At 67.0% G+C, this 15,963-nt stretch carries 12 protein-coding genes and 1 tRNA gene; 4 read left to right on the forward strand and 9 right to left on the reverse strand.

The annotated features are described in order from the left end of the window. Positions 1-64: 64 nt before the first annotated feature. The 3 genes from RTY46_RS00820 to RTY46_RS00830 all read right to left on the reverse strand — a co-directional run bounded on the left by RTY46_RS00820 (position 65) and on the right by RTY46_RS00830 (position 2,262). Positions 65-757 (reverse strand): RHS repeat-associated core domain-containing protein, encoded by a 693-nt coding sequence (locus RTY46_RS00820; protein WP_312706208.1) that lies wholly within the window; start codon positions 755-757, stop codon positions 65-67. Between the two features lie 388 nt (positions 758-1,145). Further along, positions 1,146-1,221 (reverse strand) — tRNA-Thr (locus RTY46_RS00825). Between the two features lie 36 nt (positions 1,222-1,257). Next, positions 1,258-2,262: a 2-hydroxyacid dehydrogenase gene (locus tag RTY46_RS00830; protein ID WP_312706209.1), complete on the reverse strand. Its 1,005-nt coding sequence runs from the start codon at positions 2,260-2,262 to the stop codon at positions 1,258-1,260. A gap of 194 nt (positions 2,263-2,456) precedes the next feature. Between RTY46_RS00830 and RTY46_RS00835 the strand changes: the two genes are divergently transcribed. The 4 genes from RTY46_RS00835 (at position 2,457) to RTY46_RS00850 (ending at position 7,875) form a co-directional block, all read left to right on the forward strand. Next, the gene (locus RTY46_RS00835; RefSeq protein ID WP_312706210.1) at positions 2,457-3,278 is read left to right on the forward strand and encodes a FecR domain-containing protein; all 822 of its coding nucleotides are present in this window, start codon (positions 2,457-2,459) and stop codon (positions 3,276-3,278) included. An 11-nt stretch (positions 3,279-3,289) separates the two neighbouring features. Beyond that, on the forward strand, positions 3,290-6,067 hold the full coding sequence (locus RTY46_RS00840; RefSeq protein ID WP_312706211.1) for a TonB-dependent receptor: 2,778 nt from the start codon (positions 3,290-3,292) through the stop codon (positions 6,065-6,067). Positions 6,068-6,211: 144 nt separating this feature from the next. After that, positions 6,212-7,168, forward strand: a complete 957-nt coding sequence (locus tag RTY46_RS00845) for a hypothetical protein (protein ID WP_312706212.1) — start codon at positions 6,212-6,214, stop codon at positions 7,166-7,168. After that, entirely contained in the window at positions 7,165-7,875 is a 711-nt protein-coding gene (locus RTY46_RS00850) for a hypothetical protein (protein ID WP_312706213.1), read from the forward strand. Before RTY46_RS00845 ends, RTY46_RS00850 begins: the two co-directional genes overlap by 4 nt. A 54-nt stretch (positions 7,876-7,929) precedes the next feature. Here the strand turns inward: RTY46_RS00850 and RTY46_RS00855 are convergent, their stop codons facing one another. The 6 genes from RTY46_RS00855 to RTY46_RS00880 all read right to left on the reverse strand — a co-directional run bounded on the left by RTY46_RS00855 (position 7,930) and on the right by RTY46_RS00880 (position 15,939). Then, positions 7,930-8,592 (reverse strand): lysoplasmalogenase, encoded by a 663-nt coding sequence (locus RTY46_RS00855; RefSeq protein ID WP_312706214.1) that lies wholly within the window; start codon positions 8,590-8,592, stop codon positions 7,930-7,932. Next, complete coding sequence (locus RTY46_RS00860; RefSeq protein WP_312706215.1) at positions 8,589-10,472, reverse strand: peptidase M61; 1,884 nt, start codon at positions 10,470-10,472, stop codon at positions 8,589-8,591. Before RTY46_RS00860 ends, RTY46_RS00855 begins: the two co-directional genes overlap by 4 nt. A gap of 189 nt (positions 10,473-10,661) precedes the next feature. Next, on the reverse strand, positions 10,662-11,612 hold the full coding sequence (ispH, locus tag RTY46_RS00865) for a 4-hydroxy-3-methylbut-2-enyl diphosphate reductase (protein ID WP_312706216.1): 951 nt from the start codon (positions 11,610-11,612) through the stop codon (positions 10,662-10,664). Positions 11,613-11,639: 27 nt separating this feature from the next. Then, positions 11,640-12,164 carry a signal peptidase II gene (lspA, locus tag RTY46_RS00870; RefSeq protein WP_108761511.1) on the reverse strand — a complete coding sequence of 175 codons (525 nt, stop codon included), beginning with the start codon at positions 12,162-12,164 and terminating at the stop codon, positions 11,640-11,642. Then, a complete protein-coding gene (gene ileS, locus RTY46_RS00875; RefSeq protein WP_312706217.1) occupies positions 12,164-14,995 on the reverse strand; it encodes an isoleucine--tRNA ligase in 2,832 nt (943 codons plus the stop codon). The genes lspA and ileS overlap by 1 nt, the downstream gene beginning before the upstream one ends. Beyond that, positions 14,992-15,939, reverse strand: coding sequence for a bifunctional riboflavin kinase/FAD synthetase (locus tag RTY46_RS00880; RefSeq protein ID WP_312706218.1), 948 nt, complete (start codon positions 15,937-15,939; stop codon positions 14,992-14,994). Before RTY46_RS00880 ends, ileS begins: the two co-directional genes overlap by 4 nt. Positions 15,940-15,963: the final 24 nt, after the last annotated feature.

Genomic DNA, 15,963 nt, shown 5'->3' on the forward strand with positions numbered 1-15,963 from the left:
TCAATCGTTGCAACGCCAGTTCTTGAGGATGTATGGCTTCCTATGATCGTTCCGTCAGGCATTGTCACTCGCCCTCCATCACCCTTAACCCCCCCTCTGTTACTGCATCAAATAGCTTCCCTGCATCACCTTCCACACGTCCTTGGCGTGCTCCGCCTTTAATTCTCTCCATCTTTCCTGCAGCACTGATGAGATGATCTGCATTCTTGATTGCCTTGCCTGCCGCATCCCCAACAATTGGAATGAATCCCACCCCAGCGGCCACGACGTTTCTCGCCGTTGGCTCAGCAACCGCTTCAGCAATTCCTTTCACATCACCGACGACAGGAGTAAAGTCCGCAACGACAGAGGCTGCCCCCTTAAATTCCTGCCTAGTCTCTGGCTTGGTCCAATCCGTGTCGTAAACAAAGCGTGGCAGGGTCTGCCGTCCATCTGGATCTATGAACCTATACGGATTCCCGTTCGCATACCGATACCGGTTGAACTGCCCAACCGGCTGGTCATACGAAGTCACCGGATCCACTGACAGGAACACACTCAACTGCGGATCCATGTAGCGCTGCTGCATGTAGCTCAGCCCGGTAGCCGAGTCGCTCACATGCCCGGTGTACCCCGGCCCGTCCGTGACCTGGCCGCCTACCACGGCACCGTAAGGCTCGTAGTCATAGCGCTTGATCACGTTGCCGTTGGCATCGCTCTCAGCCACAACTGAGCCCAGCGCGTCCGTGTGGATGTACGTGACCGTCGTCTGTGCCATTGCGGCTGGCGACAGGCCAAGGCCAATGAGCAGCACACAGCACAGCCAGGAGCCTAATGCTCCCGACTTCCGGATTCGATCTTCAATTCCCCTGAAGCGGGACGACACACCGCCTGCAGTTCCCCTTAGCCTGCGCATCCTTCCAATCCCTGAAAGAGCCTTGAAGCAAGGCTGGGTATTCATAGCACAGGAATGACCGGCTGCGGTTGCCAAGTCAGGAACAGGGCGAGGAGCTAAGCGCCTGGGAAGCCGGGCTGGCCGCGAGATTCGGAAATTGGATGCTGCCAGCCATGGGCTGGCACTACTGGGGCCGGCATTCCGCCGGGCATGGCCCGGCGCTATCAGAGCACAAAAAAGCCCCGGCCAAGGCCGGGGCTTTTCATACAACTGGTGCCGGAAACAGGAGTCGAACCTGCGACCTACGCATTACGAATGCGCCGCTCTACCAACTGAGCTATTCCGGCTGAGCAGGCGATTTTACGGGCAGCCCAGCCCTCCGGTCAATCCGCCCGCACCTGGTTGGCACAGTCCCGCCTTGCGGCGAAGTCGGCCAGGTTGCCCAGGGTGATCGCCGAGATCTCCTGCAGCGCCTCTACGGTGAAGAAGCCCTGGTGGCCGGTCACCAGCACGTTGGGGAAGGTCATCAGGCGCTGGAAGGCCTCGTCGTCGATGATCTCGCCGGACAGGTCCTGGAAGAACAGCGCGCTCTCCTGTTCGTACACGTCGATGGCCAGCTGCCCCAGCCGCCGCGACTTCAGCGCGCGGATCACCGCGTGGGTGTCCACCAGGGCGCCGCGCGAGGTGTTCACCAGCATCGCGCCGGGCTTCATGCGCGCCAGCGAGGCATCGTTTATCAGGTGGTGGGTGTCCGGCGTCAGCGGGCAATGCAGCGACACGATATCGGCGCGCGCCAGCAGCTCATCCAGCGCCACCCTGTCGCCCAGGTCGGCGAACGCTGCGGAAGGATACGGGTCGTGCCCCAGCACCGTGCAGCCCATGCCGCGGAAAATACGGGCGGTGGCCAGGCCGATCTTGCCGGTGCCGACGATGCCCACCGTGCGGCCATGCAGGGTGCGGCCCAGCAGGCCATCCAGCATGAAATTGCCTTCGCGCACGCGGTTGTAGGCGCGGTGGGTCTGCCGGTTGAGGGTCATCACCAAGGCCAGCGCGTGTTCGGCCACGGCTTCGGGCGAATAGGCCGGCACCCGCGCCACGAACAGGCCCAGCCGCTGCGCTTCGGCCACGTCCACGTTGTTGAAGCCGGCGCAGCGCAGCAGTACCGCGCGCACGCCGCCGGCGTGCAGCGCCTGCAGCACCGGCGCATCCAGCTGGTCGTTCACGAACACGCAGACCGCCGCGCAGCCCTGCGCCAGGGGCGCGGTGTGCAGGTCCAGCGCGGCATCGAAGTAGACCAACTCATGGCCCTGCCCCGCGCCGTGCTGCGCGTTGGCTTCGTCCAGGAAGCGGCGATCGTAGGGGCGGGCGCTGAATACGGCGATCTGCATGGGCGGGCCTGAAGGGAATCCTGCCCCTGACCATAGCGCGCCTGCGCCGCGACCGCAGCGCCGTTCACGGCCGCATGACCGCCGGCACTTCAACCGCCCCGCGCGCTCAGGCAGAATCCGCACTGTGCCCGTGCGCTGCGCGGGCTACGCAAGGAGCTGGGCAGCAATCCTCTCCACCACCATGGAGACTGCGAATGATTCGCAACGAGAACAAGGAAGGGACGTTGGTACAGCAACAGCCGCCACGCGCCGCACCGCGCGACAGCGCTCAGGCAGCGGGCTCCCCCGCTCGGCGCCGCTGGCTGCCGATGGCGGTGGCCGCCGGCATCGGCCTGGCCGCAACGGCAGGCTGGCTGCTGTACATGGACGGCAATCCGTCCACCCGTGTGTACGCCAACGCCACCCATGCCGTGCAGCGGCAGATTCTGGCCGATGGCAGCGTGGCCACGCTCGATGCCGGCAGCGCGCTCAGCGCCCGCTTCGGTTGGCGCACGCGTGAACTGCAGCTGGACCAGGGCCGCGTGCAGCTGGAAGTGGCACCGTCGTCGCGGGCCCTGCGCCTGCAGGCCGGCAACAGCAGCATCCGCGATATCGGCACCACCTTCCAGGTGGAACGGCTGAACGATGGCCGGGTAGAAGTGGCGCTGCTGGAAGGCGCGGTGGAAGTGACCAGCGGCAGTGCCCAGCACACGCTGGCGCCGGGCCAGCAGTTGCAGGTGCTGGCCTCTGGCCGCATCCAGCCGGGCCCGCAGTTGTCCACCACCGCCGCCGCCGAAGGCTGGCCGCAGGGCGATCTGGTGTTCGATGCCACGCCGCTGTCGGTGGTGGTGGAGCGCATGAACCGTTACGGCACGACGCCGCTGGTGATTGCCGACCCGGACATTGCCGATCTGGCTGTCAGCGGCAGCTTCCGCGCAGGGGATGCGCATGAACTGCTGTCCGCCCTGCAGCTGGGGTGGTCCATCGCTGGCCAGCCGCGCAAGGATGGCGCGCTGGAACTGCGCCGCGTGTACTGAGGCCGCGCCGCATGCCGGCCGCGCAGGCGCTGCGCGCGGGGCTGCTGCTGGCCCTGCTGTGCCTGGCCGTAGTGCCGGGCCAGGCAGGCATGGCGCACGCCGGCGAACCGGCCGCCAGCAGCGAGTACCGCATTGGCGCCGGCCCGCTGGTACCGGCACTGCAGGCCTGGGCACGGCACAGCGGCGTATCGCTGATCTTCGATGCGCGTGAACTGGCTGACCTGCGTACTACCGGCGTGCAGGGCCGGCAGAGCCCTGCCGCGGCGCTGAAGCAACTGGTGGCCGGCATGCCGGTGAACATCATGCAGACCCCGGCCGGCGGCTACGTGCTGCGCCGGCATGCCGTGGCACCGGCACCCCCCGTGGTGAAAGCGCCCTCGCCTGCGCCGGCCCCGCCGCCCCCGGCAGCGCCGCAGGTGGAACTGGCACCGGTGCAGGTGACCGGCAGCCGCCTGCCGCGCACCTCGGTGCAGACCACGTTGCCGGTGACCGTTGTCGACCGCGACGACATTCTGCGCAGCGGCTACGGCACGCTGTTCGACCTGCTGCGCCATCTGCCCGGCATGAACGGCCACACCCCGCTGAGCACCGCACGCGGCGGTGATTCGCTGTACCTGCCGGTGGGCGCGGCGGCCACCACCAGCCTGGACGGCATGGGCCCGCGCGCGACCCTGTTCCTGGTCAATGGCCGGCGCCTGCCGCGCTACCCGATGGTGTCGTTGGCCGACGGCGCGCTGACCGATCTGGGCGGCCTGCCACTGAGCTTCATCGAACGCATCGAACTGGTGCGCGGGGGTGCGTCGGCCATCTACGGCGCCGATGCCATGTCCGGCGTGGTCAACATCATCCTGCGCGACCAGGCCGAGGGCAGCGAGGCCATGCTGCAGACCGGCGCCAGTGGCCACGGCGATGGCCAGCAGTACCGCGTGCAGGGCGCCACCGGCGGCGTGCGCAGCAATGGCGACCGCTGGTTTGCCGGCCTCGATCTGCACCGCATGCAGCACGTGGCCGGCGATCGCCGCGACTGGCATGCCGATACGTCGCTGTATCCGATCGGCCTGCTGATGGCCAATGGCGATTACTACCCGGCCAGCGAGTGCCACCCGCCCCTGCGCGAAGACGACCAGGGCTGCTGGTTCGACAGCGTGCGCCCGCGCTCGCTGCAGCCGGCGTCGGACACCGTGGCCGGCTACCTGCGCTACCGCCACGAACGCGGCGAAGGGCGCTACGCGTATGTAGAAGCGCGCGGCAGCTACAACCGCCAGCGTTTTGAATTGGGCCCCACCGCCGTGGCGCTGAACTTCAATCGCACGGCCATCCTCAACGTAGTGCTGCAGGAAGGCGGCAGCGTGCGGCCGCGCGTGCACGCCAGCGAAGGCGATGTGACCGTGGGCATGGGCCGCCAGCAGGCGGGCCGCAGCTGGGAAGCCGGCGTGAGCGCGCAGCGCAGCGAAGTCAGCCTGACCACGGATGGCGTGGTGCGCAGCGAAAAGCTGCTGGAAGCCGCGCGCGATTTCGATTTCCTGCCGGGCTTTTCCACGCTGCCGCCCGGTCTGGCCGACGAATTGTTTCCGACCATCCACAGCCGTGGCCGCACCGAACAGTGGCAGGGCTGGTGGGGCCTGCAGCGCAACCTGATGACGCTGCCCGGCGGCGCGGCGCAGTTGGCCACCGGCATCGACCTGCGCCAGGAGCGCTGGACCTCGCAGCCGGACCCGCTGCTGGGCAAGGGCGAGCTGGCGCTGGGCCTGCCGATGGAACAACGCCGGCTGTCGCGCAACAGCAGTGCCGCCTATGCCGAACTGGGGCTGCCGCTGGCCCACAGCCTGCGCGTGGACCTGGCCGCGCGCGTGGACCGCGATGCCGGGCAGACCGCATTTTCACCGCGCGCCGGCCTGCGCTGGAGCCCCAGCGAGCACTGGTCGTTCCTGCTGGCCAGTGGCCGCGGGTTCCGCGCACCCAGCCTGTTCGAGCGGCGCCGGCCACCGGGCTACTTCGGCCTGGTCGCCCTGCCCGCTTCGGACACGCTGCCGCCCTGTGCGCGTCCGCTGCGTGGCGGCGGCTGCGCGGTGCAGGTAGACGTGGTGGAGAACGATGCGCTGAAGGCCGAGACGTCGCGCAGCCATTCGCTGGCGGCCAGCTGGACGCCCAGCGATGTATTCGCGATCACGCTGACGCACAACATCGTGGAACTGCACAACGAGATCCTGGCCCTGCAGCCGGGTGATGCGCTGTGGAACCGCGATACCTGGGTACTGGACGAACAAGGCCGGCTGCGTGATCTGCGCCTGTCTTTCGACAACATCGGCCGCACCACCTCGCGCAACTGGGTGCTGCGCGGTGAATACCGCATCGACAGCGGTGCCAACGGGCAATGGCAGTTCGCGTTGGATGCGCTGAAGCAACAGGAACTGAAGCGCGAACGCAGCCATGAAGCCACGGTGGATCTACGCGGCCATGCCACGCCGGAACGGGCGGCGATCCTGACCGTGCAATGGCAGAACCCGAATTGGGATATCGCCCTGCGCGGCAACCGCGTGGGCCGCATGCGCGCCTGGCTGGCCGGCCCGGACGAACAGCGTGGCGAGGGGCATTGCACGAACCCGGCGCAGCTGCGCTGGAACCTGCACGTAGCGCGCCGGCTGAGCCCGCGCCTGGTGGCCGCCCTGGACGTGCACAACGTGCTGGATACCGAACCGGTGAACTACCTGCCGGGCAGTGGCGGCCAGGTGGCCGGGCTGGATGACCCACTAGGCCGGTATTTCCTGCTTACCCTGCAGTTCCGCTGACCCGCCTTTTGTAGAGTCGAGCCATGCTCGACTGCCCTTTGTAGAGTCGAGCTTGCTCGACTGCTGTTGGCAGAAGCAGTCGAGCAAGCTCGACTCTACTGGGCGTAGTACCCTTACGCCCCCTGCTCCATCATGCATACCCCCATGAAGTTCCAACTCTGGTTCTGGGGCGCGTTCCTGTTGTTCTTCGCGTTGCCTTTCCCCTGCATTCTCTACTTCAACACCGATTACCCCGTCGCGTTCTCCAATCGCAGCGCACCGTGGCTGGCACTGTTGCTGCTCGGCGCTTCCGTCTCGCTCTGGCTGGGCGTGCTCTACGCTTACCTGCACTACCTGCTGCTGGCGCCGCCGCGCGCCCTGTTCCGTGTGCGCAGCATCCTGACCGATGGCGAGCCGCGCGAAGTGCGCATCGAAGAGGCCGAACAGACCGGCGTGCATGTGCGTGGCTTCGCTCAATGGAAGCTGAAAGTTGCCCTGCAGAACCTGTCAGGCACCGCGATTACCGAACAGCTGGTCGTGGTCGACAGTCAGCCACAACGGCAGCGTTTCGTGGTGGGCAACGTGCTTCCGGCGCGCCTGAGCCGTGATCCCGGCGTATTTCCGAACATGGTGCTGGACGGCGCGCAGCCCGAGATCAACACAGCCAGTCTGTGGCGGCGTGGCGTGGCCGGCGCGATCGGTGTGGCGTTGGTGTTCGGCGCCTACGTGCTGGCCTACCGTGCACAGCATGAGGGCATGGGCTGGACATTCCTGTCCTTTGGCCACCCCCTGCTGGTCTGCCCGCTGGTGCTGTGCGGCTATGTGGCAGTGGTGCGCGTGCTGGCACGCATGCTGCACGCCGATGCGCGCGGTGAAGCACTGAAGTTCCGTGGCATCGGCGTGCAGGCCACCGTGCTGGATGTACGCCAGACCGGCACCTACATCAACGAACAACCGCAGGTGGAATTCAGCCTGCAGTACACCGATCGCGAGGGCGTGGTGCAGCACACCAAGCTGCGCCGCATCGTGGCGCTCATCGATCTGGCCCAGCTGCCACGTGACAACGTGAAGCTGCTCTACGACCCGGATGACCGCGCCAATGTGCGCATGGAGGACGCATGAACCGCCCGCCGTCGACCCCGGGCATCTTCGCGTTGGTGGTGCTGGCCCTGGTTGCCGGTGCGGCAGCCTGTGGCGGACTGCAGACGCTGCGTGAGACAGTGGCCGGTTACGCGCTCATGCATGCGCCGGCGACGCCCCAGCGCCATGACGCCGCAGCGCTGGAGCCCCTGTCTGCGCTTGCGGCGCCCGCTGCGGAACCCGAGCCCATTGCACCGCCTTCCAACCTGGTGCGGGACAGCGCGCGATTGCAGGCGGCACGCGACGCACTGCAGGCCATGCCAGGCCTGTCCGGCAAGCCACTGACCGTGTTCCGCAGCATCAATGTCTATGGCGATGGGCGCATCAATCTGGAACTGGTGGACCCGGACGTGCCCAGCCACGTGGACAGCTACCACTTCCAGCACGGCTACTGGCGCAAGGGCGACCCGGTGAACCCGCAGCGCATGGCGCCCACCTATACGCTGCGCAACAGCAGCGCGCCATTGCAGGACATCGATTTCACCGCCGTGGCCCGCGTAGCCCAGGCGCTGCAGGAGCAACGCAATGTGTTGATGCGCCAGCCCGGCGAGGTCGACTACGTGTATCTGATCATCCGCAAGGGCGCGCGCCTGTCGTGGCGGCCGGACGAAGTGGACGGCGACCGTGAAACGGTTCGCCTGCACTTTGATGCCGGCGGGAATCTGCTGGACGTGGCGACCAAGCGTTGAAGTGCCGGCGCCCATTTCGGGCGCCGGTTTCATTGCAGCCGAGCAAGCGCGGCGCTACATGCGGGCTACCGAGCGGGCGATGGCGTACTGCGCGCCGTAATACGTTGCCAACACCAGCAAACCGGCCAGCGGCAGGCCGCCGCCAAAGCGATCCCACGCCAGCAGCGAATCGCTGGCCACGAACAGCACGCCACCTGCTGCAGCCCAACGCGCGCTTTCCGCCTGCATCAGCGGGCGCTGCCAACACCGCGCCAGCGCCAACACGGCCATCGAAGCCAGCACCGCCACGTAGGCCAACACCGGAACGCGCAGCGGCACCGGCAGGTGCGGCCACAACGCCAGAACGTTGCCGATGGCGAACGCACCCAGCAGCAGTGCGGCCGCCCGCAATCCGCGCCCTGCGTGCAGCCCATCGCGGAACGCGGCGATGTAGCACAGGTGCGCCAGCAGGAACGCGACCAGGCCCGGCACGAACGCATCCACCGGCAGCATCAGCGCGATATCACCCACGCACGACAACCCCATACCCGCCAGCACCGCACGGCGATAGAACGGTGATGCCGCCGGGCGCGCCTGCCAGGCGATGCCGGCGATCAGCAGCGTGGTAGCCGGCTTGGCAAACCAGTGCAGCCACCGCCCCTCGCCCTGCAGGAACGCGCCGATGATGGCCAGTACGGCAACCACCAGGATCAGGCCATCGCGGCGGCCGAAGCTCATCGCGCCTTCCAAAGATCCGCAAGGCGATCAGGCGCGCCAGCAATTCGCTCCAGCACCGGGTACTGCAGGCCGCCGTGGTAATCGATGGTCATGCTGTCGATGCGGTCGAACTGCTTCACCAGCAGCACGATCGGCGCCTTGTCCTTGGCGGCGGCCGCCACCGCGTCCTTCAGGCGCTCGCTGCTGTATTCGCGCCCGCCCACGGCCATCACCCGCATGCCCGGTGCCAGCCCTGCATTGAACGCCGGGCTGTCCCAGATCACATCGCCCACCACGCCGGTGTCCATCACGGTGGCGCCCAGCGAATAGGTCAGCAACGCGGCCTTGGCGCGCTTCTCCTGCGCCTTGTACGCCTCATTGGGCGTATCGCGGTAGACCAGTTTCCAACCGGCCAGAGCCAGGCCGCCGGTGAGCGAACCCTGGCCATCCAGGCGCTGGCGCAGGAAGCGGGCCCAGTCATACGGCGCAATGCCGTTCAAGGTCGCCACCACGTCATCGAAGGTGTACGGGTTGACGTTCCAGTCGCCGTTGCCGACGCCGAAGAAGGCACGCGCGAAATCGTCCAGGCTGCGGCGGTTGCCGCTGAGCGTGCGCAGCTTGCCGTCCACTTCCAGCCACAGCATCTGCCCGCCGGAGTAGTAGTCCTCGCTCATCTGGTAGTTGCGGTACGGCAGCGTGCGGCGCTGGGCGATGGTCGGATCGTTGGTGGTGTCCTGCAGCGGGCGCCAGGCCAGGCCGGGGCGTCCGCGATCATAGGTGGCGGCCACGTTGGCCAGCATGTCGCGGGCCTGCTCGACCGACCACAGGCCCGAGCGCGCGGCCAGCACCTGGCCCCAGAACTGGGTCTGGCCTTCGTACACCCACAACAGGCTGTCGCCCATCGGCGTATTGAAATTGGCGGTGGCCAGGTCCGCGCCGCGGCGGTACTTGCCGTTCCAGGAATGGGTGTACTCGTGCGGCAGCAGGTCGCGCATCCACGCATTGCTGTCCCATTCGGTGAAGTACCCGGGAGCCGCACTGTTCTCGCTGGAACGGTGGTGTTCCAGACCGATGCCGCCCAGGCGGTCGGTCAGCGCCAGCAGGAATTCGTAGTGATCGTAATGGCGCGCGCCGTAGAGCTTGTCGGCCTGTTGCACCAGCGCGCGGTGCAGCTTGATCTGTGCCTCGGTGGGCTTGAGTGACTTGGCATCGTCGGCGAACACGTTCAGGTGCACGGGCACCTTGGCGCCCGGGTCCAGATCGATGCGCTGGTGGTGCTCGCCGGCAAACAGCGGTGAATCGACCAGGTGATCGTAGGCAATCGGCTTGAACACCACGGTGTCGCCGTCGCGGCGCGCGGTTTCCAGTGCCGTGGCGTAACCCCAGCCCTTGGGCAGGGTCACGCTGGCCTGCGCCTGCAGGTTGCGCGCGTCGACGCCGGCCGGGTACAGCGAATTGGCGTTCCATTGCAGGTTCAGCATTTCCGGGGTCATCACCACCCGGCCCTGGCTGCCGCCCTGCGAGGACAGGAAATCGAAGTGGGCCACGATTTCGCTCACGCCTTCGGGCACGTCCACCTTGAACGCGTAGACGTTGTACTGGTCGCGCTGCCACGCCAGCGGTTTGCCGTTGGCGGTCACCCGCAGGCCGGCCAACTTGTCGATGGGGCCGGTGGGCGAATGGTTGCCGGGAATCCACTGCGGGTACAGCAGGGTCATCGGGCCCGGCTTGGCCGGCACGGTGGCGGTCACCTTGAAGATGCGGCGGGCCAGGTCGCGCGCGTCCACATCGATGCGCAGCAGGCCGGGGGCGGCGGCATCGCCCGGCGGCGAGGTCTGCGCCAGCGCAGGCGCAGCGCCCAGCGCGAACAGCACGGACATCACCAGGGCACGGGTCTTCATCAGGCAGGTTCCAGCAACGGTAGAGGTACCGATGCTAGGCCTGTCGCGCGTGTGGCCCCATGGCCGAAGGTCATGGGTAGGTGGTGGTATCCACGCGTGGCGTGGATGGAGGTCATGGCAGAAGCGTGCGAACCAAGGTTCGCACCCACCAGATCAGTTTCGGTTCGCACCCACCGCCGGGGTTGCAGATCAGTCGACCAACCGCAGCCGCAGTTCCTTCGGCAGCGCGAACACCATCGATTCCGGCTCGCCATCCAGTTCGCCCACGCCGGTGGCGCCCAGTTCAGCCAAGCGCGCCAGCACGCCATCCACCAGCACCTGTGGTGCCGATGCGCCGGCGGTCACGCCGATGTGCTGCTTGCCTTCCACCCAGCGCGGGTCGATCTCGTGCGCGCCGTCGATCAGGTACGACTCCACGCCTTCACGGCGCGCCAGTTCGCTCAGGCGATTGGAATTGGAGCTGTTCGGCGAACCGACCACCAGCACCAGGTCGCAGCGCTTGGCCAGGTCGCGCACGGCGTCCTGGCGGTTCTGCGTGGCGTAGCAGATGTCGTCGTTCTTCGGCCCCTGCATTTCCGGGAAACGCTCGCGCAGGGCATCGATGATGCCGCGCGTGTCATCCACCGACAGCGTGGTCTGCGTGGTGTAGGCGAAGTTCTGCGGCTGGTTGATCTGCAGCGTCGCCACCTGCTCTACGTCTTCCACCAGGTAGATCTGGCCGGTGCCCGCTTCGCGGTTCCACTGGCCCATGGTGCCTTCCACTTCCGGGTGGCCGGCATGGCCGATCAGCACCACGTCACGGCCGGCGCGGCAGTGGCGGGCCACTTCGAAATGCACCTTGGTGACCAGCGGGCAGGTGGCATCGAACACCTTCAGGCCACGGCGCTCGGCTTCCTGGCGCACGGCCTGGGAGACGCCGTGCGCGCTGAAGATGACCGTGTTGTTGTCCGGCACTTCGTCCAGTTCCTCGACGAAGATTGCGCCGCGCTGCTTCAGGTCATCGACCACGAAGCGGTTGTGCACCACTTCATGGCGGACGTAGATGGGCGCGCCCAGCGTTTCGATCGCGCGCTTGACGATCTCGATCGCACGATCGACACCGGCACAGAAACCACGCGGGTTGGCGAGCAGCACATCCATCAGTTCAGTCTCCCGGCAGCGGCCGGCTTACGGTTTCGGGGTGGCATTATCCGCCTTTTTGGCGGACTTGCCGTCGAACAGGCCAAACAGGGCAATGCCGATGGCACCGACCACGATGGCCGAATCGGCGATGTTGAAGGCCGGCCAGGTGTAGCTGCCCACGTACCACTGGATGAAATCGACCACGTGGCCGTGCACCTGGCGGTCGATCACGTTGCCGATGGCACCGCCGATGATCAGCGCGTACGGCACGGCGGCCTTCCAGTTGCCGCGGGCGGTGCCGCGCAGCCACCAGGCCATCAGCGCACTGATGGCAATGGCCAGCAGGGTGAAGAAGTGCTTCTGCCAACCGCCGGCGTCGCTCAGGAAGCTGAAGGCCGCGCCGGTGTTGTAGGTGCGGTACCAGTTCCAGAAGCCGTCGATGACCACCACCGGCTGGAACTCGGGCAGGCTGGACAGCACCCAGGCCTTGGACCACTGGTCCAGGCCGATGATGGCTGCCGACAGCAGCAGCCAGACCAGGGCGTTGGGGTGCGGGCGGGCGGCGGCCATCAGAACCAGCTCCGCACTTCACCGGCACCGGTGATGTTGCTCACGCAGCGGCCGCACAGTTCCGGATGGTCGGCATTGCTGCCCACATCGGCGCGGTGGTGCCAGCAGCGCACGCACTTGGCCTTCCCGGTGGGCTGGGCACTGACGAACACTTCGTCGGTGGTCGCCGGGCGCACCTGCACGTCGCCGCTGATGAACAGGAAGCGCAGTTCATCGGCCAGTGGCTGCCACTTCGCCGCCTGTTCTTCGTTGGCGGCAATGGTGATTTCCGCTTCCAGCGCGGCACCGATCGCGCCGTTGGCACGCATCGGCTCCAGCACCTTGGCCACCTGCTCGCGCACGGCCAGCAGCTGGTCGAAATCGGCGGCGGTGAGCTGCGCATCGGCCGGCAGCGGGGCCAGGCCCTCGTACCAGGTGGTGAACAGCACGTGGCCGGCACGGTCGCCCGGCAGGTAGCCCCACAGCTCGTCGGCGGTGAAGGTGAGGATGGGCGCGATCCAGCGGGTGAACGCTTCGGCGATGTGGTACATGGCGCTCTGCGCCGAACGACGGCCGTGCGAATCGGTCGGCATGGTGTACAGCCGGTCCTTGGTCACGTCCAGGTACAGCGACCCCAGATCGACGCTGCAGAAGTTCAGCAGCAGCTGCACGATCTCGGCCATGTTGTAGTTGTCGAACGCGGCCTTGATCTTTTCCTGCAGTTCCCAGGCGCGGTGCACGATCCAGCGGTCCAGCGCGACCATTTCGTTCAGCGGGCGCAGGTGCTGGGCCGGATCGAAGCCGTCCAGGTTGCCCAGCAGGAAGCGCGCGGTGTTGCGCAGGCGGCGGTAGGCATCGGCGTTGCGCTTGAGGATTTCCTGCGACAGCGACATTTCATTGCTGTAGTCGGCCGAGGCGATCCACAGGCGCAGGATGTCCGCGCCCAGCTTGTCCATGATGTCCTGCGGCTCGATGCCGTTGCCCAGCGACTTGGACATCTTGCGGCCGTGCTCGTCCACGGTGAAGCCGTGGGTGAGGCACTGCTTGTATGGGGCACGCTGGTCGATGGCCACGCCGGTCAGCAGCGAGGACTGGAACCAGCCGCGGTGCTGGTCGGAACCTTCCAGGTACAGGTCGGCTGGCTTGCCGAAGCCACGCGCGGCCAGCACGCCTTCATGGGTCACGCCCGAATCGAACCAGACATCGAGGATGTCGGTGACCTTCTCGTAGTCGGCCGCTTCGGCGCCCAGCAGTTCGCTGGCATCCAGCGAATACCACACGTCGATGCCTTCGGCTTCCACGCGGTCGGCCACCTGCTGCATCAGCTCCACCGTGCGCGGGTGGATCTCGCCGGTCTGGCGATGGGTGAACAGCGCGATGGGCACGCCCCAGGTGCGCTGGCGCGAGATGGTCCAGTCCGGACGACCGTCGACCATGCTCTGGATGCGTGCCTTGCCCCAGCTCGGGAACCAGCCGACGGTGTCGATGGCGGCCAGCGCATCGTTGCGCAGGTTGGCCTTGTCCATCGAGATGAACCACTGCGGGGTGGCGCGGAACACCACCGGCGTCTTGTGGCGCCAGCAGTGCGGGTAGCTGTGGCGGATCTGGTGGAAGGCCAACAGCGCGCCGTTGTCGCGCAGCACGCCGACGATGGCCTCCTGCGCCTTCCATAGATGCTGGCCCGCCAGCACCACGTCACCGGCCGGCGGGGTCGATTCCAGGTACACGCCACGGCCATCGACCGGGGTGATCTGGCCGGCGTTGTACTTGTCCAGCAGGCCGTACTTCTGGCTGACCACGTAGTCTTCCTGGCCGTGGCCGGGGGCGGTGTGCACCGCACCGGTACCGTCCTCGTCGGACACGTGTTCGCCGTTGAGGACCAGGATTTCGCGCTGCGGGTAGAACGGGTGCACCAGCAGCTGGTTTTCCAGCGCCGCGCCAGTGGTTTCACCGTGCAGCACCACGTTTTCCACGCCATAGCGCTGCAGTGCGCGCTCGGCCAGCGCGGCGGCCAGCACCAGCCAACGGCGCTTGCCGTTGTGCGCCGGGCCCTCGGCCAGCACGTAGTTGATCTCCGCGCCCAGCGATACGGCCAGCGAGGCCGGCAGCGTCCACGGCGTGGTGGTCCAGATCGGCACGGCCACTTCAACGTCGGCCGGCAGGCTCACGCCAAAGGCCTGCGCCACGGCCTGCGCATCGCGCGCGGCGTAGGCCACGTCGATCGCCGGCGATTCCTTTTCCTGGTATTCGATTTCCGCCTCGGCCAGCGCCGAGCCGCAGTCGAAGCACCAGTACACCGGCTTGGCGCCGCGCACCAGGTGGCCGTTGGCCACGACCTTGGCCAGCGCGCGGATCTCGTTGGCTTCGAAATCGAAGCTGAGGGTCTTGTACGGGTTGTCCCAGTCGCCGGTCACGCCCAGACGCTTGAAATCGGCGCGCTGGATGTTGATCTGCTCTTCGGCGAATTCACGGCACTTCTGCCGGAATGCAACGGCGTCGAGCTTGGTGCCGACCTTGCCCCACTTCTTTTCCACGGCTATTTCGATCGGCAGGCCGTGGCAGTCCCAGCCCGGCACGTAGGGCGCATCGAAGCCGGCCAGGTAGCGCGACTTGACGATGATGTCCTTCAGGATCTTGTTGACCGCGTGGCCCAGGTGGATGCGGCCGTTGGCATACGGCGGGCCGTCATGCAGCACGAACAGCGGGCGGCCGGCAGCGTTGTCGCGCAGCTGCTGGTAGAGCCCCTGCGCTTCCCACCGCGCCAGAATGCCCGGCTCGCGCTTGGGCAGGTCGCCGCGCATCGGGAATTCGGTGGCTGGCAGGTTCAGGGTGGTCTTGTAGTCCTGGCTCACGCAGTGGCTCGCAATCTATGTTCGGAAAGAAGGGCGCGCGCCTGCTCGGCGTCGCGGTGCATCTGGTCGGTCAGCGCCGCCAGATCGTTGAATTTCTCTTCGTCGCGCAGCTTGGCGACGAATTCGACTTCGATATGACGACCGTACAGGTCGCCCTGGAAATCGAACAGGTGGGCTTCCAGCAGCGGCTCCACGCCTTCCACGGTGGGCCGGGTGCCGAAGCTGGACACCGACGGCCATGGCTGGTCGAACACCCCGTGCACCCAGGTGGCGTAGATGCCCGACAGCGCCCGGGTCTTGGGGAAGCGCAGGTTGGCGGTGGGGAAGCCCAGGGTGCGGCCGAGCTGGCGCCCGCGCACCACCCGCCCGCTGATCGAATACGGGCGACCCAGCAGATCGCCGGCGCGGGTGAAGTCGCCGGCCTGCAGCAACTGGCGGATGCGCGTGCTGGAAATGCGTTCGCCGTGCAGGTCCACCGCTTCGATTTCGCCGGCGCTGAAGCCCAGCTCGCGGCCCATGGCCTGCAGCAGGGCCAGGTCGCCGCGGCGGCGGTTGCCGAAGCAGAACTCGGGGCCGATCCAGACTTCGCGCGCGCCCAGGCGATGGGCCAGCAGCTGGCGCACGAAGGTTTCGGCCGGCATGGCCGCCATGGCCGCGTCGAAGCGCAGCAGGCCCACGGCATCCACGCCCAGTTCCTGCAGCATCTCGACCTTGCTGCGGGCCAGGGTCAGCCGCGGCGGCGGCGTGCCCTGTGCAAAGAATTCACGCGGCAGCGGCTCGAAGGCCACGGCCACAGCGGGTACGCCCACGGCGCGCGCGCGGGCGACCGCGTGGCGGACCAGCGCACGATGGCCCAGATGGAGGCCGTCGAATGCGCCGATACAGACCACGCTTCCGTTGGGGAACAGCTCCCCGCCCTCGACGCTTCTGAACAGCCTGCTCATCAACTCTCGTTCCGGCCCACCCGG

The organism is Stenotrophomonas sp., assembly GCF_032056425.1.
GTDB lineage: Bacteria > Pseudomonadota > Gammaproteobacteria > Xanthomonadales > Xanthomonadaceae > Stenotrophomonas.